21 protein-coding genes are annotated in these 20,854 nt (G+C 72.9%); 7 read left to right on the top strand and 14 right to left on the bottom strand.

Features of this window, described 5'->3' with window-relative positions; translation table 11 throughout:
• Positions 1 to 474 precede the first annotated feature (474 nt).
• Positions 475 to 1,020, top strand: coding sequence for a DUF4232 domain-containing protein (locus OHS58_RS05240; RefSeq protein ID WP_326951047.1), 546 nt, complete (start codon positions 475 to 477; stop codon positions 1,018 to 1,020).
• Positions 1,021 to 1,136: 116 nt separating this feature from the next.
• Here OHS58_RS05240 and OHS58_RS05235 read toward each other — a convergent pair whose 3' ends face one another.
• From OHS58_RS05235 to OHS58_RS05225, 3 genes are all read right to left on the bottom strand, one after another.
• On the bottom strand, positions 1,137 to 1,589 hold the full coding sequence (locus OHS58_RS05235) for a hypothetical protein (protein ID WP_328647328.1): 453 nt from the start codon (positions 1,587 to 1,589) through the stop codon (positions 1,137 to 1,139).
• An 86-nt stretch (positions 1,590 to 1,675) separates the two neighbouring features.
• Positions 1,676 to 2,935, bottom strand: a complete 1,260-nt coding sequence (locus tag OHS58_RS05230; protein ID WP_328647327.1) for a sensor histidine kinase — start codon at positions 2,933 to 2,935, stop codon at positions 1,676 to 1,678.
• Positions 2,932 to 3,621, bottom strand: a complete 690-nt coding sequence (locus tag OHS58_RS05225; protein WP_247053722.1) for a response regulator transcription factor — start codon at positions 3,619 to 3,621, stop codon at positions 2,932 to 2,934. Before OHS58_RS05225 ends, OHS58_RS05230 begins: the two co-directional genes overlap by 4 nt.
• Positions 3,622 to 3,723: 102 nt before the next feature.
• Here OHS58_RS05225 and OHS58_RS05220 point away from each other — a divergent pair, with 102 nt between their 5' ends.
• A complete protein-coding gene (locus tag OHS58_RS05220) occupies positions 3,724 to 4,206 on the top strand; it encodes a hypothetical protein (RefSeq protein ID WP_328647326.1) in 483 nt (160 codons plus the stop codon).
• Between the two features lie 297 nt (positions 4,207 to 4,503).
• On the opposite strand, the gene OHS58_RS05215 is transcribed toward OHS58_RS05220, so the two are convergent.
• Positions 4,504 to 5,502, bottom strand: a complete 999-nt coding sequence (locus OHS58_RS05215) for an aldo/keto reductase (RefSeq protein ID WP_328647325.1) — start codon at positions 5,500 to 5,502, stop codon at positions 4,504 to 4,506.
• 189 nt (positions 5,503 to 5,691) lie between these two features.
• On the opposite strand from OHS58_RS05215, the gene OHS58_RS05210 reads away from it, so the two are divergent.
• The 3 genes from OHS58_RS05210 to OHS58_RS05200 are packed head-to-tail and all read left to right on the top strand — an operon-like array spanning position 5,692 to position 8,305.
• Positions 5,692 to 6,222, top strand: coding sequence for a YbaB/EbfC family nucleoid-associated protein (locus tag OHS58_RS05210; RefSeq protein WP_328647324.1), 531 nt, complete (start codon positions 5,692 to 5,694; stop codon positions 6,220 to 6,222).
• Complete coding sequence (locus tag OHS58_RS05205) at positions 6,219 to 6,533, top strand: hypothetical protein (RefSeq protein ID WP_247053731.1); 315 nt, start codon at positions 6,219 to 6,221, stop codon at positions 6,531 to 6,533. Before OHS58_RS05210 ends, OHS58_RS05205 begins: the two co-directional genes overlap by 4 nt.
• Positions 6,533 to 8,305, top strand: coding sequence for a WXG100 family type VII secretion target (locus tag OHS58_RS05200; RefSeq protein WP_328647323.1), 1,773 nt, complete (start codon positions 6,533 to 6,535; stop codon positions 8,303 to 8,305). The genes OHS58_RS05205 and OHS58_RS05200 overlap by 1 nt, the downstream gene beginning before the upstream one ends.
• A 30-nt stretch (positions 8,306 to 8,335) precedes the next feature.
• Here the strand turns inward: OHS58_RS05200 and OHS58_RS05195 are convergent, their stop codons facing one another.
• The 8 genes from OHS58_RS05195 to OHS58_RS05160 all read right to left on the bottom strand — a co-directional run bounded on the left by OHS58_RS05195 (position 8,336) and on the right by OHS58_RS05160 (position 17,806).
• Complete coding sequence (locus tag OHS58_RS05195) at positions 8,336 to 9,817, bottom strand: helix-turn-helix domain-containing protein (protein WP_328647322.1); 1,482 nt, start codon at positions 9,815 to 9,817, stop codon at positions 8,336 to 8,338.
• Positions 9,818 to 9,986: 169 nt separating this feature from the next.
• Positions 9,987 to 11,048, bottom strand: a complete 1,062-nt coding sequence (locus OHS58_RS05190; protein WP_328647321.1) for a DUF917 domain-containing protein — start codon at positions 11,046 to 11,048, stop codon at positions 9,987 to 9,989.
• A 21-nt stretch (positions 11,049 to 11,069) separates the two neighbouring features.
• Positions 11,070 to 11,783: an SDR family oxidoreductase gene (locus OHS58_RS05185; RefSeq protein ID WP_328647320.1), complete on the bottom strand. Its 714-nt coding sequence runs from the start codon at positions 11,781 to 11,783 to the stop codon at positions 11,070 to 11,072.
• Positions 11,780 to 12,874 carry a DUF917 domain-containing protein gene (locus OHS58_RS05180; RefSeq protein ID WP_328647319.1) on the bottom strand — a complete coding sequence of 365 codons (1,095 nt, stop codon included), beginning with the start codon at positions 12,872 to 12,874 and terminating at the stop codon, positions 11,780 to 11,782. Before OHS58_RS05180 ends, OHS58_RS05185 begins: the two co-directional genes overlap by 4 nt.
• Positions 12,871 to 13,941: a DUF917 domain-containing protein gene (locus OHS58_RS05175; RefSeq protein WP_328649771.1), complete on the bottom strand. Its 1,071-nt coding sequence runs from the start codon at positions 13,939 to 13,941 to the stop codon at positions 12,871 to 12,873. Before OHS58_RS05175 ends, OHS58_RS05180 begins: the two co-directional genes overlap by 4 nt.
• The gene (locus tag OHS58_RS05170; protein ID WP_328647318.1) at positions 13,941 to 15,482 is read right to left on the bottom strand and encodes a hydantoinase/oxoprolinase family protein; all 1,542 of its coding nucleotides are present in this window, start codon (positions 15,480 to 15,482) and stop codon (positions 13,941 to 13,943) included. Before OHS58_RS05170 ends, OHS58_RS05175 begins: the two co-directional genes overlap by 1 nt.
• A gap of 11 nt (positions 15,483 to 15,493) precedes the next feature.
• A complete protein-coding gene (locus OHS58_RS05165; protein WP_328647317.1) occupies positions 15,494 to 16,822 on the bottom strand; it encodes a purine-cytosine permease family protein in 1,329 nt (442 codons plus the stop codon).
• Positions 16,823 to 16,936: 114 nt separating this feature from the next.
• Positions 16,937 to 17,806 carry an SDR family NAD(P)-dependent oxidoreductase gene (locus OHS58_RS05160; protein ID WP_328647316.1) on the bottom strand — a complete coding sequence of 290 codons (870 nt, stop codon included), beginning with the start codon at positions 17,804 to 17,806 and terminating at the stop codon, positions 16,937 to 16,939.
• 39 nt (positions 17,807 to 17,845) lie between these two features.
• Between OHS58_RS05160 and OHS58_RS05155 the strand changes: the two genes are divergently transcribed.
• On the top strand, positions 17,846 to 18,472 hold the full coding sequence (locus tag OHS58_RS05155; RefSeq protein WP_328647315.1) for a TetR/AcrR family transcriptional regulator: 627 nt from the start codon (positions 17,846 to 17,848) through the stop codon (positions 18,470 to 18,472).
• A gap of 66 nt (positions 18,473 to 18,538) precedes the next feature.
• Positions 18,539 to 19,372 carry an alpha/beta fold hydrolase gene (locus tag OHS58_RS05150; protein WP_328647314.1) on the top strand — a complete coding sequence of 278 codons (834 nt, stop codon included), beginning with the start codon at positions 18,539 to 18,541 and terminating at the stop codon, positions 19,370 to 19,372.
• On the opposite strand, the gene OHS58_RS05145 is transcribed toward OHS58_RS05150, so the two are convergent.
• Both OHS58_RS05145 and OHS58_RS05140 read right to left on the bottom strand, forming a co-directional pair.
• Positions 19,359 to 19,727 (bottom strand): DUF742 domain-containing protein, encoded by a 369-nt coding sequence (locus OHS58_RS05145; protein ID WP_247053754.1) that lies wholly within the window; start codon positions 19,725 to 19,727, stop codon positions 19,359 to 19,361. The genes OHS58_RS05150 and OHS58_RS05145 overlap by 14 nt on opposite strands.
• A 102-nt stretch (positions 19,728 to 19,829) precedes the next feature.
• On the bottom strand, positions 19,830 to 20,852 hold the full coding sequence (locus tag OHS58_RS05140) for a LacI family DNA-binding transcriptional regulator (protein ID WP_328647313.1): 1,023 nt from the start codon (positions 20,850 to 20,852) through the stop codon (positions 19,830 to 19,832).
• Positions 20,853 to 20,854 lie beyond the last annotated feature (2 nt).

Raw genomic sequence — 20,854 nt, 5'->3', positions numbered from 1 at the left:
CCGTTCACACGTGCGAAGGGCCTGTCGCCGGTCGAAGCGCTCGCCAGCGCCACCGGCGGGGCTGAACCGCGCCCGCCAGCTTCATTGACAGGGCCGGACCACGCCCGCCAGCGTCGCCAACGAGACCGAGTCACGCCCGCCGAAGCCGGACCGGCTGGTGCCGAGCCGACCCGTGCCGTCGCCGTGGTGCGCGCCATCGCGGCGACCGCCGTGTCTCGCCGGGTGAGGTTCGTGGGTGTGGTCTCGCCGACGCCGGCGTCTCGCTGGGTCCCGCAGGCCGGTGCACGTGAACAGCCAGCGCCGTCGCGCACGGGATCACGTTTAGTCAGACGTTCAAGATCACCCAGGGTTGCTTTTCTGCGGGCAACCCCACTTTGGAGCTAACCCGGACGGGTCGTGGGCATCTTTCCTAGTGAGCGCGGAGTTCGGTGAACCACTCACCGGAACCGCCCGACACCGGAAGGGGTACAGCTCATGACCACTCGTCCGAGCATCCGCCGCACCGTGACCGTTCTCGCCGTGACCGGCGCCGCCGCGTCCGCTGTCGTCGCCGGGGCGGGGGCCGCCTCCGCGATGCCGACCGACTTCAACTGCGCCTCCGGCCAGGTCGACACGACGCTGGTCGCCGGCGACCCCGGCGCGGGCCAGCGCTACGCCTCGCTGGTCTTCACCGCGAAGCCCGGCGAATCGTGCACCCTCCCGGGCGCGCTCCCGGTCACCTTGACCGGCGCCGACGGCGTCACCGTGACCCCCGACCCGGCCGCCGCGGACGCCCCGGCGGTCACCGTCGCCGACGGCGCGCCCGCGTCGATGCTGCTGCACTGGACCGGCATCGAAGCCCCGGAGAACCAGGTGTCGCCCACGAGCGTCACGGTGACCGCGCCGGCGACGACCACCCCGCGCGGCGACACCTTCGACCCGGCCATCACCCTGCCCTGGAACCAGGGCGCGCTGGACGACTCCGCCGAAGCGCACAACCTGACCGTCGGCCCGGTGACCGCGGGCGCGCCCACGGCCTGACACCACGCGCACGGCTTGACCGCCGGCGGCGGCGCGGACCACGCGGCAGCACGTGTCACGAGGGGCACCTTCACGGCTCTTTGCGCCATGAAGGTGCCTCTCACGGCTTTCCAGGATCACCGGCGGCCCCCGTGATCGTCGCCCGCCTCGTGGTGACCACCGTGGTCGTCACCCGGCTCGCCACCCCGGCCGCCGTGGTCGTCACCCGGCTCCACACCGCGCCCACCGTGGTCATCACCCGGCTCCACACCCCGGCCGTGGTCGTCACCCGGCTCCACAGTGGACCGGCCGCGGTCGTCACCGGGCTCGGTCGTGCGGCCGCCGTGCCGGTCCGCCGACGGGTACGTGCTCGGAACGGACGTCGCGCCCGGCACCGAGGTCGCCGATGACTCCGGCACCGTGGCCGTCGCCGAAACCCCGCTGTGCGTGGGCGTTCCCGACGTCGTCGAGACCGTGGACGGCCGGACGCCGTCGTCCGTGCCCGGGTGCGACGACGACGCCAGTGCCGCCGTCGTCCCGCCGATCGTGAGGGCCGCTCCCGCTACCGCGAACACCAGTACCTTGCGCATCGCTGCTCCTTTTTCGTTCTCCGACAACGAAACCGAGCATCCCGCGATCAGTGATAGCAGCGCGCTTCCGGCAGCTTAAGGAACTCCTAAGGACTTCGGAGATCGAGGACGATCCGCGCGCCGTGCGGCATGGCCCGGTGCACGTGGAACTCCCCGCCGGACGAGCGGGCCGTCTGGCGGGCGATGTCCAGCCCCAGCCCGGTGGACCCGGCGCCGCTCCGGCCGCGCAGGGGAACCTCGTCGAACCCCGGGCCCAGGTCCTCGACCTCCAGCCGCGCGCCGTCCGGCTTCGGATAGAGGCTGATCGTGTACGTCGTTCCTTCGGGCGTGTGCGCGAAGACGTTGCCCAGCAACGCGTCCAGGCACGCGGCGAGCTCCGTCGCGCCGACCGCGACCGGCAGCGGTCCCGGGTCGAGGTACAAGTGCACCTCGCGGTCCTGGTCCTGGGCCAGCACCGACCAGAACGCCGCCCGCTCGACGACGACCTCCGCCGCATCGCACGAAACCGGCGCCGAATCGCGGTGGCGTGCCTGCTCGATGAGGGCGGTGACCTGGCGCTCCAGGCTCTCCGCGTGGCCGGTGATCCGCTCGGCCTCTTCGGGGTCGCGCAGGGACTCGGCGTCCAGCCGCAGCACGGTCAGCGGGGTCCGCAGGCGGTGCGAAATATCGGCCACGGCCTCCCGTTCCTGCCGGACCAGCTCCCGGATCCGGGCGGCGAGCGAGTTCAAGGCCAAAGTCACCGACCGCACCTCCGCGGGCCCGCCGGAGCGCGCCCGCGCGTCGAGGTCGCCGTCGGCGAGCCGGCGGGACACCTCGGCGAGCTCGTGGACCGGCCGCACGACCGCGCGGGCCAGCCGGTCGGCGACGAACACCCCGAGCGCCAGCAGCAACACCCCCAGGCCCGCCAGCACCAGCCACGCCGACCCCAGCCCGCGGGTCAGCTCCGCCCGGTCGACGTAGGCCCGCACCACCGCCGTCCCCCGCGGCAGGCCCTGGACGGCGACCAGGATCTCCCGCCCGTCCGCGTCCTCGACCGTCAGGCTGCCCTGCACTGCCGCGAGCTGGACGCCGGGCGTGCGCGCGGCGGGCGCGCCGAGCACCGTGCCGTCGGGCAGGAACACCGTCACCGGGTGGCCCGCGGTCGTGTTGAGCTGGTCGATCGCCGGCTGCAGCGTGCGCGCGTCGGCCGTCGCCACCAGCGAGGTGAGCGACTGCGCCTTCGCCGTGGCCGCGGTGACCGCGCGGTCGGCGGTGACCGACTGCAGCAGGATCGCCAGCGGCACCAGGAAAGCGACGAGCACCAGGCTCATCGTGACGGCCACCAGCAGCGCGAGCCGTTTCCTCACGACCCGGCCCCCGGTTCGGCGAGCCGGACGCCGACCCGGCGCACGGTGTGCAGGTACCGCGGCTCCTGCGCGGTTTCGCCGAGCTTGCGCCGCAGCCACGAAAGGTGGACGTCGACGGTCTTGTCCGCGCCCGCGTAGGGCAGTTTCCAGACGTCGGCCAGCAGTTCGCGCTTGCTCACCACCGTTCCGGCCCGGGCGGCGAGGTAGTGCAGCAGGTCGAACTCGCGCGGCGTGAGGTCGAGCGGGACGCCGTCGAGTGACGCCTCCCGCGTCCGCGCGTCGACCGAGATCCCGCCGACGACGACCGGGGCCGTCGTCTCCTCCGGCTCGCTGCGCCGCAGCACCGCGCGGATCCGGGCGTCGAGTTGCGCGCCACCGAACGGTTTCACGACGTAATCGTCGGCGCCGGCGTCGAGCAGCCGGACGATCTCGTCCTCCGCGCCGCGCGCGGTGACGACGATGATCGGCACCGCGCTGACCGCCCGCACCATGCGCAGCACCTCGCGGCCGTCGAGGTCGGGCAGCCCGAGGTCGAGCAGGACGACGTCGGGGCGGTCGGTCACCGCCGCCTGCAGCCCGGTCATCGCGTTCGCGGCGGACGTCACCGTGTGCCCGCGGTCGGTCAACGCGCGGAGCACCGCTGTGCGGATGGTCGGGTCGTCCTCGACGATCAACACCGTGGCCATGCGCAGGACGGTATACCGGCGAGGCCGTGTCGACCGGATCGTGGCGAACCGTAGGACCGCGTTAGGAGTGCCTTAACCCTTCGGGGTGGCACAGTGGACCACATGGGACGACGTGGGGTGCTGATCGCGGTGGGGTGGCTGCTGGCCGCCGGGGCCACGGCCGCGGTCGCCACGTTCGCCCTGGACGTCGTCGGCGCGGGCATCCTCGGCCCGCAGAACCAGCCCCTGTCCCAGGACGACGTCACCCGCGCGCTCGCGGCCGCGCCGGCCACCTCTTCGGTGGTGGTGCCCACGACCACCGCCGCCGCTCCTTCGTCTTCGAGCGCCCCGGCACCGCGTGGCCTGACTGTCCCGGGTGGCAGCCTCGTCGCCGAGTGCGCGGGCGGTCAGGTGACACTGCGGTCGTGGAGCCCGGACCCGGGCTTCCGCACCGACGACGTCTCCCGCGGCCCGGCCGCCTCGGCGTCGATCAAGTTCAAGAACGGCGGCACGGAGAACGTGACGATCGTGACCTGCGTCGGCGGCGAACCCCGCGCGGAGTCGGTCGCCGACGACCACCACGGAGGCCACGGCGGCGACGGTTAGCGCGGCAGGCCCGCGTTGAGCTGCCCTCGCGTCGCGTGTTGGCCGACCCGGGCGCCATGGTGGCCGGGTCCCGTCGCCGTGTTGTCCGGGCCCGGGCGCCGTGTTGACCGTTCCGCACGCCATGTTGGCCGACCTGGGCGCCATGTGGGCCGGTCCCGGCGCCGCGTTGCCCAGCCCGGGCATCGTGTTGGCCCATACCGCGCGCCGTGTCGGTCATTCCCGTCGCTGTGCGGCCTTCGTGCGTGGCCCGCAATCCGGCCACCACAGCGACGAGAAGCGCGACCGGCCGGACGACGGTTAGCGCGGCAGGCCCGCGTTGAGCTGCGCCAGGATGCCGTGCGGGAACGGCAATGGCGTCGCACTCACCTCCGTCAGCCGGTCCACCTGGGTGTCGGTCAGGTCGAGGGTCAGCGCACCCAGGCTCTCGGTCAGCTGCTCCGGCGACCTGGCGCCGATCAGGGGTGCCGGCATCGCGGGCCGGCGCGTCACCCAGTGCAGGGCGACCTGCGCCGGGGTCGCGTCCAGCTCGGTGGCGATCTCGCGGACGGCGTCGAGGATCGCCCACCGCGGCTCGGGGACGTCGGCGCCTTCGAGGCGGCCGGTGCCCTCGCCGTCGCGGGTGTACTTGCCGCTGAGGAAGCCGCCGCCGATCGCGCCCCACGGCTGGATCGCGATGCCGAACTCCTGGGCCAGCGGCACGTATTCGGCCTCGATCGCGCGCTCGATCAAGGAGTAGGCCAGCTGCAGCGCCGTCACCGGCGGGCCGCCGAGCATCGCTGCCTTCGTCGCGTACCACGCCGGGACGTCGCTGAGCCCGACGGCGCGGATCTTCCCGGCCCGCACCAGATCGTCGAACGCGGCCATCACCTCTTCCGCCGGGGTGGAGCCGTCCCAGACGTGCAGCCAGTACAGATCGACGTGGTCGACGCCGAGCCGGCGCAGCGACGCCTCGAGCGAAGCGACCATGTTCTTGCGCCCGTTGCTGCGGTGCCGGGGGTCCGACACCGGGCCGCCGTCGGCGAACTTGGGCCCGGAGTACTTGGTGGCGAGCACGATGTCGTCGCGTGCGGTGTCGCGCAGGAACTCGCCGACGAGCACCTCGCTGCGGCCGTCGCCGTAGTTGTCCGCCGTGTCGACGAAGTTCCCGCCGCCGTCGACGTAGGTGCGGAAGATCTTGCGGGCGGTGTCGTCGTCGGCGCAGAGGGCGCCGGTGCCGAAGGTCATCGCGCCCAGGGCGAGCGGCGAGACCCGCAGCCCGGAGCGGCCCAGGGGCCGGTAGTGGTCGAGTTCGGTCATGCCCTCGATCGTGCAACCCGGACCGCGCTCCGGGTCAACCCGACCGGGTGAGGCACAACCGGGCAAGAACGAGGAGAAAAGCAGGCACACCCCCGACTACCAGTGAGTGAACGTCCGGTGTGCGCTAATCTGCCCGAATTCAGGTCGTCGCTGGTAGACGGCCTCCCCGGATGGCGAGGAGTCGAATTCGTGCAACCGAACCTGGGGCCAGGTGAAGACTTCCAACTCCTGCTGGACCGGCAGGTCCGGGACATGCAGGCGAAGGCGGCGGCGCTGAGTGAAGCGCTTTCGTCTGCCGGGGCCACCGTGCGCACCCGCGACGGGGCCGTCACCGTGACCCTCGCCCCCAACGGCGCCCTGACGAACCTCGAGCTCGGCTTCCGGGCCTGCGAGATGGGGCCGGCCCGGCTGACCGCGGCGATCATGGGCGCGGTCCGCGACGCGCAGCGCCAGACCGCTCGCAGCGTCGCCGACTCCTTCGCGACCATCAACGGCGACAGCGAGTCCACCGACATGGTCCGGTCCTTCCTGCCGCCGGACCCACCGCCGGACGGCGACTTCGCGGCGCCGGACAACGCCGAGCCCGAACGGACCCCGCCGCCGGCCGCGACCCCGCCACCACCACCGCGGCCGACCGGCCCACCGCCGGCCGCCGGGCCTGCTCCGCGTCGCCGTCCCGCGGGCGACGACACCTTCGACGACGAATCGAACCCCTGGTGAGCGGCGGCGGGTTCCGGGTCGACTCCGAGCCGCTGGCGAAGTTCGCCCAGCACCTCGACGAACTCGAGAGCAACCTCAAGAGCACCGGGGACCTGGTCGGCGGCATGACCTGCGACCCCGGCATGTTCGGCATCAACCCGGCGTGCCAGCTGATGGCCGCGGGCGCGAGCACGTGGACCGACAAAGCGCACCACCAGTTCGGGGACTACGCGAAGACCATCGGCGAGTTCGCGGACAAGGTCACCGAGGCCGCGAAGCGGTACAAGTCCGGTGAACAGGACGCCGTCGACTCGATCGTGAGGTTCGAATAGTGGCCGACGACTACAAGAGCAAGGACGTCAGCCTCCACGGCGGCGAGCTCTTCAACAGTGACAACGCGTCGGCCGGGGCCGGGTTCTTCGAGGCGGCGGTGGGCCTGGACAAGGCCGTCAAGGACAACGACAAGGTCGCGATCGGCATCGGCTCGGCGGGCATGGCGCTGGAGACCATCGGTCTCGTGCTGGACCCGATCGGCAGCCTGCTGACCGCCGGGATCGGCTGGCTCATCGAGCACATCACGATCCTGCGGTGGCCGCTGGACATCCTGATGGGCGACCCGATCGGCATCGCGGCGGCCAGCGAGGCGCTCACGGCCGAGAAGAAGAAGCTGGAGCAGTGGTCGCAGGACCACCAGACGGCGATCGAAACGCTGATGAAGGACTGGTCCGGCAAGGCGGCCGACGCGTTCAAGAAGGACATGGACGCGGTCACCGAGCAGCTCGGCTCCCTGGGCTGGTACCTGGACCAGGCCGGCAAGAACATGAAGATCGCCGGCGGCATCGTCGGCGCGTTCCGCGGCATCTTCCGCGACCTGATCGCAATGCTCCTGGCGACGATCATCAAGGGCGCCCTGATCGCGGCGGCGCTGGCCCCGGTGACGTTCGGCGCGTCGATCGCGCTGTTCGTCGGCACGACGATCGGCACGGTGGCCACGGCACTGGGCAAGATCGGCACGAAGCTCATCGAGCTGGCCAAGAAGCTGGGCGACCTGGTGGCGTCGCTGGCGAAGATGGGCAAGGCGGGTGACGAGCTGGCCGGCGCGAAGCCCCCGACGAGCAGCCTGACGCCGACACCCACCCCGAAGCCGCCCGCGACGCCGTTGCCGAAGCCGGACGCGACCCCGGAACCGAAGCCGTCTTCGGCCACGCCGGAACCCAAGCCCGAGCCGAAACCCGACCCCAAGCCGGAACCGAAGCCCGAGCCCAAGCCGGAGCCCGCACCGTCGTCCTCGGCGACTCCCGAGCCCAAGCCGTCGTCGGCGACTCCCGAGCCTGAGCCCAAGCCGTCGTCCGCTACTCCCGAACCGGAACCCAAACCGTCGTCGGCCACACCGGAACCCAAGCCGGAACCCACGCCCGAGCCGAAGCCCGAGCCCGTACCGGAGCCGAAGCCCGAGCCCGCGCCGTCCTCCTCGGCGACCCCGGAGCCGAAGCCGGAACCCAAGCCGGAGCCGAAGCCCGAACCGGAACCCAAGCCGTCCTCGGCCACGCCCGAACCCCAGCCGGAACCGAAACCCGAGCCGAAGCCCGAACCCACGCCCGAGCCGAAGCCGGAGCCCGCGCCGTCGTCCTCGGCGACCCCGGAACCGGCGCCGCCCAAGCCGGAACCCAAGCCCGAGCCCGACCCCAAGCCGTCTTCGGCCACTCCGGAACCGAAGCCCGAACCGGCGCCGCCCAAGCCGGAGCCCGCGCCGCCGAAGCCGGACGACGCCGGCAACCCGCCGGCCACTCCGGCGCCGGAGCCCAAGCCGCACAAGCCGTTCACCGACCAGATGACCGACGTCATCAAGGACAAGCTGTCCAAGGTGGACGGTGTGACGCCGGAGATCATGCAGAAGTTCGACAAGATCAGCAACCTCTCCGTGCACGAGCTGGGCAAGCTCTTCAACAGCCCGGCCGCCGCCGAGAAGTTCGAGTCGGCGATCAAGGTCATGACCGACCCGTGGTTCGGCAAGTCGGGCCTGGCCGGCAAGACCGTCGTCGACATGATCAAGGGCGTGCCCGCCAGCATCGGGAACGTCACCGGCGGCGGAGACGACGACTAGTCCCCACCCGTGACCGGCGCACCCCGCCGGTCACGGGTCGGACAGGATCACCGCTCGCGACGCCAGGTGCAGCGCCAGCCGTTCGTCGGGCCGGGACAGGTCGACGCCCAGCAGCTGCTCGATCCGCGCGATCCGCGCCGCCACCGTGTTGCGGTGCACGCCGAGCACGGTCGCCGTCTCCGCGATCGACGACTCCGCGTCCAAATAGGACGCCAGCGTCCGCACCAGGTCCCCGGGCACCTCGCGCAGGGGCGCGACCAGTGCGCGGGCCGCGGGTTCGAACGTGTCCGTGCGGGTCCATTCGAGCAGCAGCTGGGCCATGCCGAGCTGGTCGACGTGCAGGAAGTGGCCCGTCTCGGGCCGGGTCGCGGCCAGGCGGGCGGCGTCGCTCGCCTCGGCGACCGTCGCGGCCAGGCCGTCCGGACGCGGGTGCGGCCGCCCGACGCCCATGTGCGCGCCCAGCCGCAACGCCCGGTGCGCGGCCTGCAGGCGGCTCGCCAGGGAGCGCACCCGCTCGGCCGTCGGCTCCTGGTCGAAGGTGACCCAGCCGGTCCAGCCGTCGCCGTGCTCGACCACCACCGCGTCGACGTCCTCCGCGCGCAGCGCCCGCACGACCTCCTGCGTGCGCGCGACGGTGTCGACCGACGCGGGGACGCCGATGTGCAGCCCGACGTGCCAGCCGCCGAGCCGCCAGCCCGCGTCGGCGACGCGGCGGCGCAGGTCCGCGCCCGGTTCGGTGTCGAGGCGCAGCAGGTCACCGAGCAACGCCGTGCGCGAGCGCGCGTCGCGTTCCAGTTCGAGGCGGTTGGCGAGCAGCCAGCGCTGCACCGCCCCGGCCGCGACGGCGAGGGCGGGCGGGACGACGTCCGCGCGGGCGGCCTCGGTGCCCCGCAGCTCGACGGCCAGCCACACGGCCAGCGCGGGGTGCGCGAGCAGCACGCCGTCGTCGAGGGCGATCCGCTGCGGCACGGGTTCGCCGAGCCGGACACGCCCGGCTTCGCTGAGTTCGCCGGCGAGGGGCACGCCGCGATCGTCGAGCACCGCGACCGGCGACCGCAGCAGCCGCCGCAACACCGCGACGACCTCCTCGGGCGCCCGCGGCCGGTCCCCGAGGGCGCGATGCGTGGCCAGGACGAGGTCGGCCCGCGCCAGCTCCGGCGCCGCGAGCAGCAACCGCGCCTCGACGACCAGATCCAGCGGCGACGCACGGGTGTTCAGCAGCGGCACGGCCAGCCGATCGGCCAGCAACCGCGACGCGGCGAGCGGTTCGACGCCCGGCAGCAGCACCCCGGTGGCCCCGGCATCGGCACACCGCCGCAGCAGGGCATCGATCTGCCAATCGGTCCCGGCGACCGGCCGCACGACGACGACCAGCTCATCGGGCACCGGATCGTGGGAAGCGTCCAAAGTGGCCTGAACCGTCGCGAGTGGACGGTCGAGCCCGGCGGCCCCGGCGACCAGCCGGACGTGCTCCGCCCAGCCGGGCGAGGCGAGCACCCGCCGCAGACTCATCGGCTCGCCTGCGCTTGGCACCCACACGGCTGCCACTGCTGCTGGCCGGTCCGGCTCGGCGACACCGTCACCCGCCGCAGGCTCACCGCACCACAATCAATCCCGCACCCGCCCGACCGCACCAACCGCCGCAGGTCGGCACAGCCCGGCGACGCCGGCACCCGCGGGCTCATCCGACGCCCACCGGGTCGCAGTCGATGCCGTATGCCCTTGGTTGCAGTACCGGCAGCCTTCGTGGGTCGGTCCAGAAGGGGGCTGCCGCCAGCCTCACCACGTCTACCTCCACTCCGGTTCGGATGGCGTCGCACGTCACCGGGATGCCCGTTCGGTGGTCCAGTACCGACAGGACGTCCGGGGTGGACGCCGCCGGGGCGCCGTCGCGCAGGGCCAGCAGGTACTCGTTCTCCATCTCCAGCCTCAGCAGCGAGCCGTCGTCGTGGTCGGCCAGTGTGACGCTGCCGCGGCCGAACCCGGGACTGCTCCGGCCGACGTGCCGCGCTACCTCCAGGACCCGGCCGCGGGCCAGGACCGAGCCGCGTAGGGCGGCGGCCAAGGCGGCGCGGGGCGGGCTCTCCCCCAGCGCCAGCACCCGGCGGCCCAGCGCCAGTGCGGCGCTCGTCGTGCCCGGTACCGAGCACGCGGCCAGCTCGCCGGCCGGGACGGGGGCCAGTGCGAACGCCGCCCAGCCGCCCGAACTGGCGACGAACGCCCGGGCGCCGCGCTCGACCATCGCGTCCGAGCCGGCCGCCAGCAGCATGACCTGGCCGCCCGGTTCGGCCAGTGCGGCGGGGGCGATGCCGCGGCCGGTCGCGGCGACCGCCAGCTGGTCCAGCCGGGGCAGGCCGCGGCCGGACAGGTCGGCGTCCACGTAGGACAACCCCAGCTCGCCGGCCACCACCAGCGGCATCAGGCCGTTGAGGCCGCCGATCTCGATGGACATCACCGCGTCGGCGCGCTCGCCGGTCCAGCGTTCGACCGCCGCCACCGCGGCCGCGAACTCGTCGCCGCCCGGCAGTTTCTCGGTGAACGCCGCCGTCGCGCCGACCACGCCGACCGGGACCACGCGGGCCGCCGGCGGCAGGTCGGCGACCGGCCGCACGAGCGGCTCGTGCCCGCGTTCGAGCTGCCGCCGCAGCAGCACGGCGGCGGTGGCGGTGTCGCCGCCACCGCCGGACCCGAGCAGGGCGGCGCCGCGTTCGAGAGCGGGCACGTCACCGGCCGTGATGCGCATGGACGACCACATTAGCCGAGGTCAACGCAGCGCGTAGCCACCGTCGGGATACAGCGTCGACCCGGTCGTGTAGCTGTTGCCGAACAGGTACAGCACCGCGTCGGCCACTTCGGACTCGCGGCCGACGCGGTGCAGCAGCGTGTCGCGCGAGTACTGCGCGAAGCTCGCCTCCCGCACCGCCGCCGGCCGTCCGGCCCAGAGGTTGCCGTCGATCGTGCCCGGGGCGACGACGTTCACCCGGACCGGTGCCAGCTCCACCGCGAGCCCGCGCCCGAGGCCTTCGATCGCCGCGTTGCAGGCGACGTACGCGGGCGCCGCGCCCGGCGGCCGGACGCTCGCCGCGCCGGACATCAGCACGATCGACCCGTCGGGGGCCAGCCGAGACGCCGCGTGCTTGACGGCGTGGTACTGGCCCCAGAACTTCGTCTCGAACGGGCTCGCCGCGTCCTCGTCGCTCAGCTCGCGCAGCGGTCCGACCACATAGGACGCGCCGGGCGTGAACAGGTGGTCCACGCGGTCGAGTGCGCCGAAGAACGCGGCCAGCGAGTCCTGGTCGGTGCTGTCGACGGCCTGCCAGGTGGCCCCGATCGCCGACGCCGCGTCGGCCAGTTTCCCCGGCGTGCGCCCGCCGAGGTGCACCTTGGCCCCGTCGAGAGCCGCTCGCCGGGCGACCTCCAAGCCGATGCCCGAACCGCCGCCGATGATGACGACGGTCCGGTCTTCCAGCGTGCTCACGCGATCTCCTCGACGGGGGTGAAGGGGTGGGGCAGCCCGAACGCGCCCGGGCCGAACGTGTCCAGGGCTTCGGGCGTGCGCATCAGCGGCGGCGTCGAGATGCCGACCACCGTGACGCGCTGGCCGTACCGCAGGGTCTCGGTGGTGATCGGCTCGGCCGTCGACGCCTCCAGCACGCAGATCAGGTCCGGCACCACGCACCGCACCTCACCGTCCACGGTGGCCAGGAGGTTCTCGTTCTGGAACAGGATCTCCAGCTTGTGCGCGCCGTCGAACGACACCGCTGCCGCGCGTCCCCGCGCGAAGCCTTCCTCGGTCCGACGCTCCACATCGGACACCTTGCCGCGGAACAGCACACGCAGGTGCCGGTACGGCGTCTCGACCAGCGCGGTGGCCAGCCGCGACACCGGGTCTTCGTTGCGGTCACGCGCTTCCCGGATCGTCCGGCCCACGGTCAACGCCAGCGACAACGTCCGGGGTACGACCGTCCGCTTGACGTCGGCGCCGCTCATCGCGTACTCGGCGATGTGCGCGACACCGCCGAGCCGGACGGTCACACCGCGCGCCAGCCACTCCATCCGCCGGTTGTCGGGGCCGGTGTCGATCACCGCCGTCTCGCCGCGCTCGCCGCCGATGGCCATCGGCGATCCCGGGACGCCGTAGACGCCGAACGTCTCCATCTGCAGCTCGGGGAACGCGCGGCCCATGCCGTCGGCGTCGACCACGGGCAGCCCGAGCCGTGCGCCGACGAGCAGCGGGATCATCGAGTTGATCCCGCCGCACTCGATCGGCATGGTCGCGTCGGCGCGCCGGCCGAGGTGCTTCTCCAGCGTCCGCAACGCCAGCACGGGCTCGCCGCCGCTCGGCAGCTTCTCGTGCACCACGGTCGGCGCGCCCATCTGCGCGGTCGGGATGACCAGGGCGTCGTCGTCCACTTCGGACGGGTCGAGGACGGTGACCGGCCCGTGCGCGCGGATCGCCTCACGTACCAGCAGCCGCCCGACGTACGGGTCGCCGCCCCCGCCGGTGCCGAGCACGGCGGCGCCGCGGGCGAGGTCGGGCAGGTCCTCCTCGGTCAGGGTCCAGCTCACCCGGCCACCCCGATCGGGTCGATGTCGTAGCCGAAGTACCGCGGCCCGGCCAGCGCGAGGCCTTCCGGGGTGTGCCAGCGCGGGTCGGCGGGCGCGGCGATGACCGTGACGCGCTGGCCGTACCGCAGGCCTTCGGTCGTCACGGCCTCGCCGGACTCGCGTTCCAGCGTGCAGATCAGGTCGGGCACCGAGGCCTCGACGACGCCGTCGCGCTCGGCGACCAGGTGCTCGTTCTGGAACCGCAGCACCAGTTCCGCGCCGGTGTCGCCGTCCATTCCGGACAGCCGGGCCTCGCCGCGGGCGAAGCCGGTGACCGTCCGGCGGGCGACGTCGACGACCTTGCCGCTGAACAGCCGCCGGCCACCGAGCCGGTCGACGACCCGGGATACAGGATCCACGTGCGCCTCCCGAGCCGCGCGCACCAGCGCCCCCAGTTCGGCGCACAGGCTGAGCGTGCCCGGCACCAGCGCCTCCCGGGCCTGCGCGCCGGACATGGCGTAGTTGCTGATCATCGCCGAGCAGCCCATGTCGATGGTCGCCGACCGGGCCAGCCGCTCGGCCCAGTGATTGTCGACGGTATCCAATACTCCGCGGTTGCCCTTTTCGTCGGCAATGGACATCGGCGTCGCACGGATTCCATACAGTGTGGGAAGTACCATCTGCAGCTCCGGGAACGCGCGGCCCATGCCGTCGGCGTCGACCAGCGGCAGGCCCAGCTGCGCGGCCGCGACGACCGGGATCAGCGAGTTGACACCGCCCGCCTCGGCGCACGCGATGTGCGTCAGCTCCTTGCCGAGGTACCCGGCGAGCGTCCGCGCGGCGAGGCCGACCTGCTCGGCCGACGGCAGTTTCTCGACCATGACCGTCGGCGCGCCCATCATCGCCACGGGCAGCACGACGGCGTCGTCGTCCAACTCGGCCAGGGGAACCAGCGGCACCGGGCCGTCCGCCCGGATCGCCGCGGTGACCAGCAGCCGGCCGATGTACGGGTCGCCCCCGCCACCGGTGCCGAGGATCGCCGCGCCACGCGCGATGTCGGCCAGATCGGTGAGAGTGATCTCGCGCATCACGCCCCCAGCTGCAGGTCGCCGACGGCCTTGACGCGGATGCGCGTGGCGTTGCCGGGCAAGTACGGGATGGGCACTTCGTCGAAGTCGACGATGCCGACCGACGCCGGCGACGCGCCCGCGGCGACCGCCCGGTCGATCGCCTCCTGCTTTGCTTCGTCCACAACGGACTCCCGACGGCCGGGCTCGATCACGTAGACGCGGTCGACCTCGCCGCCGATCTGCGCGATGGCCGCGCCGATGGCGTTGGCCACGGCGTAGTTCTCCGGCCGGTGCACCTCGCCGCACCCGGCCAGCTCGGCCGGCAGCAGCACCGAGCCGCCGCCGACCGCGACCACCGGCAACGGCTCGGCGGACGTCCGCATCCGTTCGACCACATCGGACACCTCGGCGGCGATCTTCTCCAGCGCGGAACGCACCAGCGATCGGTCCAGGTGCGCGACCAGCGACGCGTCCCCGATGTCCGCGCGGCCCGCGGCGACCGCGATGTCGGTCGCGGTGAGCGTGTCCCCGCCGAAGACCAGGGCCTTCGACGTCAGCTCGTAGCCGACCGAGTCCGGGCCGACCGTGACGTTCCCGCGCACCCGGCTGCCGCCGCCGAGCCCGATCGACAGGACGTCCGGCATCCGGAAGTTGGTCCGGATCCCGGCGACGCTGACGTCCGTCGTCGCCTCCCGCGGAAAGCCTTGCCGCAGGACACCGACGTCCGACGTCGTGCCGCCGACGTCGACCACCGCGCAGGTGTCCAAACCGGACAGCACGGCGGCGCCGCGCATCGAGTTCGTCGGCCCCGACGCGAACGTCGCCACCGGGTAGCGGCGGGCGAAGTCGACGTCCATCAGCGTGCCGTCGTTCTGGCTCAGGTACAGCGGCGCGGTGATGCCCGCGCCGGTGACCGACGCGGCCAAGCCGTCGACGATGTGGGCGGCCAGCTCGCGCAGCGCCGCGTTGATCACCGTCGCGTTTTCCCGTTCCAGCAAACCGATCCGGCCGATCTCGTGGGACAGCGAGATCGCGACGTCCGGCAGCTGCGCGCTGATGATCTCCGCCGCGCGCGTCTCGAACTCGGCGTTGACCGGGGAGAAGACCGAGGTGATCGCGACGCTGCGCACCCCGGCCGCCCCCATGTCGTCGGCGGCCTTGCGCAGCTCGCTCTCGTCGAGCTCCGCGATGTGGCGGCCGTCGAACTCGTGTCCGCCGTGGACCAGGTAGCTGCGCCCCGACACGGCGTCGACGAGCCGCTGCGGCCAGTCGACCATCGGCGGCAGCGACGCGCCGGCCGGCAGGCTGAGCCGCACGGCCGCGGTCGGCGCGAGCCGGTGCGCCTCCACCAGGGCGTTGATGAAGTGCGTGGTACCGATCATCACCGCCCGCACCGCCGCCGGGTCGAACGCGCGTTGCCGCTGCAGGCCGTCGATCGCGGCGACGATGCCCGAGGTGACGTCCGCGGTCGTGCTGGTCTTGACCGAGGCGAGCACCTGCCGGCCGTCGAGCAGGACGGCGTCCGTGTTGGTGCCGCCGACGTCGATGCCGATGCGCACAGGGATTCTCCTTAGGCTGTCTGGACGGCGGGAGCGGCCTCGGCGGTCCGGCTGCTGCCGAACCCCCTTACCAGGCCGAGCTTCCCCGCGACGACGTACAGGACGAAGGCCACGACGAGCGAGTTGATGCTCGGCAGGCCCCATTCGACGAACTCGCCGAAGAGCGCCGCGGCGACCCAGACGACGAGCGTCGCGGGCACCCACAGCGGCGCGTCGTCGGGCACGGTGCCGCGGGCGCGGGCGCTTTCCAGGTCCCCGCGCCACTTCTTGACCACGAAGTACTCGGCGACCATGATCCCGGCGATCGGCGGGAACGCTACGCCCAGCACGGTGAGGAAGTCGGTGAACTTCGCCAGGATCCCGGCCGCGGCGAGCACGCTGCCGGCCAGGCCGAGCACCGCCGTGACGAGCCCGCGGTGGGCCTTGCGGCCGGACACCGTGCCGATGAAGTTCACGACACCGAGGCCGGAGGAGTACAGGTTCCAGTCGTTGATCTTCATCGTGCCCGCGATGACGATCAGCAGCCCGACCCAGCCGACCGACGACGTCACGATCGTGGTGATCCCGGCCGTGCCGATGGCGTGCGCGAGCAGCACACCGGACAGGCCGATCACGTACTCGCCGAGGGTGATCCCGACGAGCGTCTGCTTGACGACGTCCGAAGTGGACCGGTTGAAGCGGGTCATGTCCGGGGTGATGACGGCGCCGACGATGAAGCCGCCCGCCACCAGGGTGGTGCCCTGCAACAGGCTCAGCGACGGCCCGGGCGGGGCCGAGGAGACGAGCGAGCCGAGGTCGTGGCGGGTCAGCTCCGAGACGACCGACCAGCCGACCAGGATCAGGAACGCCGGGACGGTCACGTACGCCGTCCAGGCCATGGAGTGGAAGCCGCGCACCACGATCGCGGTGACGAGCAGGCCGAACACGAGCGCCCAGCCCCACTCCGGCAGGCCGCCGATGAGCGCGACGAGCCCCTGCGCGGAGACCGCGGACTGGATGCCGAACCAGCCGATGAGGCTGATCCCGATGGCGAGCCCGATGAGCGCCGAGCCGCCGCGGCCGAAACCGGTCCAGCGGGCGATCATGGATGTCGTCAGGCCCTCGCGGACGCCGATGACGCCGACGAGGATGGTGATGAGCTCGAGGATGACCGACCCGAGGGTGAAGGCCAGGACCGCCTGCCAGAAGCCCATCCCGAAGCCGACGGTGGCTCCGAGCAGGAACTGGGACAGGGCGGACACCTGGCCGAACCGCTGGACCGCGACCGACCACCACGAGTACCGGGCGTGGTCCGGCACTCTGGTCAGGGCATAGTCGTCGACACCGACTGTTGAGGCCACGCCGACCTCCTTCTCCGGGCTGGGGAACGGTTCCTCGCACCGTAAGCAGCCCTCCCGGAGACGTCACCGTGCGATGTGCACAGCCGGGCCGTCAGCGCTGTGCAGGTCGCACGGTCACCCCAGCGGTTCCAGCCCGGTCAGCGTGACGCTTTCCGCCCACAACCGCGCCGCTGAAGGATCTTCGGTCAGGTTCGCCCAGCGGGGTTCGAGCCGGGGACGGCCGCGCAGGCCGAACGTCCGCGGGCCCCACAGCTGCCCGCCCGCGACGTCCGGGCCGAGCACCGCGCGGACGGCGGGGCGCGCGCCGGCGTCCTTGCCCTGCAGCAGCGCGCGGGCCGGCAGCCCGCGCAGCCACTGCCCGGCGGTGCGGACGTGCACCGGCGGCCGCGACGGCGTCAGCGAGTCGAGCGCGCCACCCGGGTGCGCGACGACGCTGAGCCGCTTCGAACCCGCGGCCCGCAGCCGCCGGTCGAGCTCCAGCGCGAACAGCATCTGGGCCAGCTTGGACCGCTCGTACGCGTGCTTCGGGTGGTAGTCGCGTTCGCTTTGGAGGTCGGCGAAGTCGAGGCTCGACGACTTCGCCGCGAAGCTGCCGGTGGTGACGATCCGGCCGTCCGGGGCCAGGTTCGGCAGCAGCCGCGCCACGAGGGCGAAGTGGCCGAGGTGGTTGGTGCCGAACATCATTTCGTGGCCGTCGGCCGTCTCGCGCCGCGGCGGCTCGTCGAGCATCACCCCGGCGTTGCAGACGAGGGCGTCGAGCGCGCCGACGGCGTTCACGACCGGTTCGAGCGACGCGAGGTCGGCCAGGTCGAGCCGGACGTGGCGGATCTTCGCGCCCGAGACGTGCGAGCGGATCGAGGCGGCCGCCGCGTCGGCCTTCGCCGCGTCGCGGCTGCCGATGGTCACCTCCGCGCCCGCCGAGGCGAGCTGCTCGGCGGCGAAGTACCCGATGCCGGCATTGCCCCCGGTCACCAGCACGTGCATCGCGAATCCCCTCCGGGGCAGCATGCCAAGCTGTCTCCCGTGGACAACGCTACCGGGGACGAACCGGCCCGGGCGGGCTACCGCCGGTCGGCCGGCTCGCCGCGCGGGGAGGCCCGGCGCCGGGAACTGCTCGACAAGGTGACCGACGACGTCGCCGAGAACGGCCTCGTGGACTTCTCGCTCCGGCGTGCCGCGCGGGCGGCCGGGACGACGCACAAGGTGTTGCTCTACCACTTCGACGGCACCGAAGACCTGCTCCGCCAGGCGGTCGTCACCCTGCGGGACCGCCGGATCGGCAACGCGCTGGCGGCGATCACCGTCGAGCCGGCCACGCTCAGCGCCCGTGTCCGGGCCGCGTGGCACAGCCTCCGCGACGAGGAGTCGCGGCTGCGGCGGGTGCTCGACCAGGCGATGGGCCTGGCGATGTACGACCCGGGCCGCTACGCCGCCCTCGGCCGGGGCGCGTCGCAGCAGTACCTGCCGGCGCTGGTGTCGTTCTGCCCGTCGCACTGGCCCGACCAGCGGAAACTCGAGGTCGCGGAGATGATCCTGGCGACTCTGCGCGGGTTCCTGGTGGACCTGCTGACCAGCGACGACGGCTCGGGCGCCGAAGCCGGGTTCCAGGCGCTGCTGCGTGCGGTGGAGCGGGAGGAAGCGGCTTCCTGAGTTCCTCGACAGTTTGCGAACCACGTGGTTCACTTCTGCGCAGGGGGACGTCACCGGGAGGCCGTCATGCAGGTCGAACTGTCCGCGGGAACCGTCGAGTACACCGACAGCGGCGGGCCGGGCCCGGTCGTCGTCCTGGTCCACGGCCTGCTGATGGACGGCTCGCTGTGGGACGGCCCGGTCGCGGACCTCGCCGCCGACCACCGGTGCGTCGTCCCGACGTTGCCGCTCGGCGCGCACCGGCACCCGATGCGCGCGGACGCGGACCTGTCGCTGCCCGGGATCGCCCGCCTGCTGGGCGAATTCCTCGCGCGGCTGGACCTGCGGGACGTCACGCTGGTCGGCGTCGACACCGGCGGCGCGCTGGTCCAGCTGCTGATGGCGGACGGCGTGGCGCGCGTGAGCCGCGTGGTGCTCGGCTCGTGCGAAGCGTTCGACAACTTCCCGCCGGGCCTCACCGGCAAGACGGTCGTGACGTCCGGCAAGCTCTCGCCGCGGTTGTTCGGGCTGTTCATGCAGCAGATGCGCCTGCGCGCGGTGCGACGGCTGCCGATCGCGTTCGGGTGGCTGACCAAACGCGGTGACGCGACCACGGCGGGTTGGGTCCGGCCGATCCTGACGGACGCGGGAATCCGCCGTGACGCCGTCCGCATGCTGCGCGCCGCGGGCGCGGACCCGGGCTTCCTGCGGGAGCCCACCGAGCGGCTGCCGGCGTTCGACCGGCCGGTGCTCGTCGTCTGGGCGAGCGAGGACCGCGTGATGCCGCCGGAGCACGGGAAACGGCTGGCGGCGTTGCTGCCCAAGGGAAAGCTCGTCGAAGTGGCCGACAGCTACACGCTGCTGCCCTTGGACCAGCCGGCCGAGTTCGCCCGGCTGATCCGGGAGTTCACAACGCGCTGAGGCCCTGGAGGATGCGGTGCATCAGGTCCAGGCTCGGCCGGTTGCCCGCGGTCATCCGGACGGTGTGCACGGCCACCAGGCCGCGATCGGCGAGATCCGACAGCAGGACCCGCGCCACCCCCAGCGGAATCCGGCGCAGCGCCGCGACTTCGGCGACCGACTGGGACGTCCGGAGCAGCGCGCAGATCTCCGACTCCTCCCGCGAGCTCCCCCGCACCACGGCCCGCCCCCGCGGGGTGGTCGAGACCAGTGTCTCGACGGGAAGATCCCGTGTCGGCCGCGTCCGGCCATGGGTGCGGAAGTACGGACGGACCATGCCCGCCCCGCCATCTTCGAGCACGGACCCCCACTGCACAGCCAGCTCCTCACTGCGATTAATCCTTGTCGGCGATTATTTGACCCGCTGATCGCCTCGGCCGCAATCGACCGAACAGAGCAACGCCGGAAAAAGCGCAGGTCAACGAGTCGTCGGCGGGGCGGTACTGCCCCGAAGGACTAGTCTTGTCCGCAAGATCGCCGGAGATGTCAGAATTTTTCCATCGGACAATCGCGCCAGGATCCGCTCGCCGGCACGCGCACCGAGCTCGGCCACCGGCTGGGCGACGGTGCTCAGGTCGAGCAGCTCGGCCAGGTCGTGGTCGTCGAACCCGAGCACCGAGACGTCGTCCGGCACCCGCAGCCCGGTCCGGCGCAGCGCCCGCAGCGCGCCGAAGGCCATCTCGTCCGACGCGGCGAACACCGCGGTCGGCCGGCGGGGCAGGCCCAGCAGGGCGCCCATCGCCCGTTCCCCGCCGGCGACGGTGAACCCGCCGCCGGTCTCGAACGCGGCGTCCGGCGCACGGCCGTCTTCGCGGCACACCGCGTGGGAGATCTCGCGGTACGCCGCCAGCCGGCGCAGCGGCGTCGTGAACCCGAGCGGCACCGGCGCGTCCTCGCCGATGAACGCGATTTCGCGGTGGCCCAGCTGGACGAGGTGGCGCATCGCGGTCACCGCAGCGCCGTGGTCGTCGATCCCGACGGAGTCCGCGCCGGGCTCTTCGGTGCCGATCGTGACGAGCGGGACGTCGAGGCCCAGCAGCAGCTCGCGTTCGATCGCCGAGAGCGGGAGCGACAGCACGAGCACCGCGTCGACGCGCCGGCGCAGCGGGAGGCCGGCGAAGAACCGGGCGCGGCCCGTGTCGTCACCCAGGTTGTAGAGCAGCAAGCTGATCCCGGCCTCGCGCAGCACGCGTTCGACGCCGGCGATGAGGCGCGCGAAGTACCAGCGGTCGACGTAGGGCACGATCACGCCGACCGTGCCGGTGCGGCCGGTGGCCAGGCTCGACGCGGCGGGCGAGATCGCGTAACCGAGCTCCGCGGCGGCGGCCAGCACCCGCGTCCGCGTGCGCTCGGCGACCCCCGGCACGCCGCGCAAGGCCCGCGAGACGGTCGCCGCCGACACCCCGGCGAGCCGGGCGACGTCGTCGAGCTTGTCCGGCATTC

It is taken from the genome of Amycolatopsis sp. NBC_00348 (assembly GCF_036114655.1).
Classification (GTDB): Bacteria; Actinomycetota; Actinomycetes; order Mycobacteriales; family Pseudonocardiaceae; genus Amycolatopsis.
This window is presented reverse-complemented; position numbering and strand designations above follow the sequence as displayed.

What these genes read in the sequence shown, in the direction of transcription:
- OHS58_RS05240 (WP_326951047.1), top strand. Translation starts at nt 475, where the DNA reads ATGACCACTCGTCCGAGCATCCGCCGCACCGTGACCGTTCTCGCCGTG.
- OHS58_RS05235 (WP_328647328.1), bottom strand. Translation starts at nt 1,589, where the DNA reads ATGCGCAAGGTACTGGTGTTCGCGGTAGCGGGAGCGGCCCTCACGATC.
- OHS58_RS05225 (WP_247053722.1), bottom strand. Translation starts at nt 3,621, where the DNA reads ATGGCCACGGTGTTGATCGTCGAGGACGACCCGACCATCCGCACAGCG.
- OHS58_RS05220 (WP_328647326.1), top strand. Translation starts at nt 3,724, where the DNA reads ATGGGACGACGTGGGGTGCTGATCGCGGTGGGGTGGCTGCTGGCCGCC.
- OHS58_RS05215 (WP_328647325.1), bottom strand. Translation starts at nt 5,502, where the DNA reads ATGACCGAACTCGACCACTACCGGCCCCTGGGCCGCTCCGGGCTGCGG.
- OHS58_RS05195 (WP_328647322.1), bottom strand. Translation starts at nt 9,817, where the DNA reads ATGAGTCTGCGGCGGGTGCTCGCCTCGCCCGGCTGGGCGGAGCACGTC.
- OHS58_RS05190 (WP_328647321.1), bottom strand. Translation starts at nt 11,048, where the DNA reads ATGCGCATCACGGCCGGTGACGTGCCCGCTCTCGAACGCGGCGCCGCC.
- OHS58_RS05175 (WP_328649771.1), bottom strand. Translation starts at nt 13,941, where the DNA reads ATGCGCGAGATCACTCTCACCGATCTGGCCGACATCGCGCGTGGCGCG.
- OHS58_RS05160 (WP_328647316.1), bottom strand. Translation starts at nt 17,806, where the DNA reads ATGCACGTGCTGGTGACCGGGGGCAATGCCGGCATCGGGTACTTCGCC.
- OHS58_RS05150 (WP_328647314.1), top strand. Translation starts at nt 18,539, where the DNA reads ATGCAGGTCGAACTGTCCGCGGGAACCGTCGAGTACACCGACAGCGGC.
- OHS58_RS05140 (WP_328647313.1), bottom strand. Translation starts at nt 20,852, where the DNA reads ATGCCGGACAAGCTCGACGACGTCGCCCGGCTCGCCGGGGTGTCGGCG.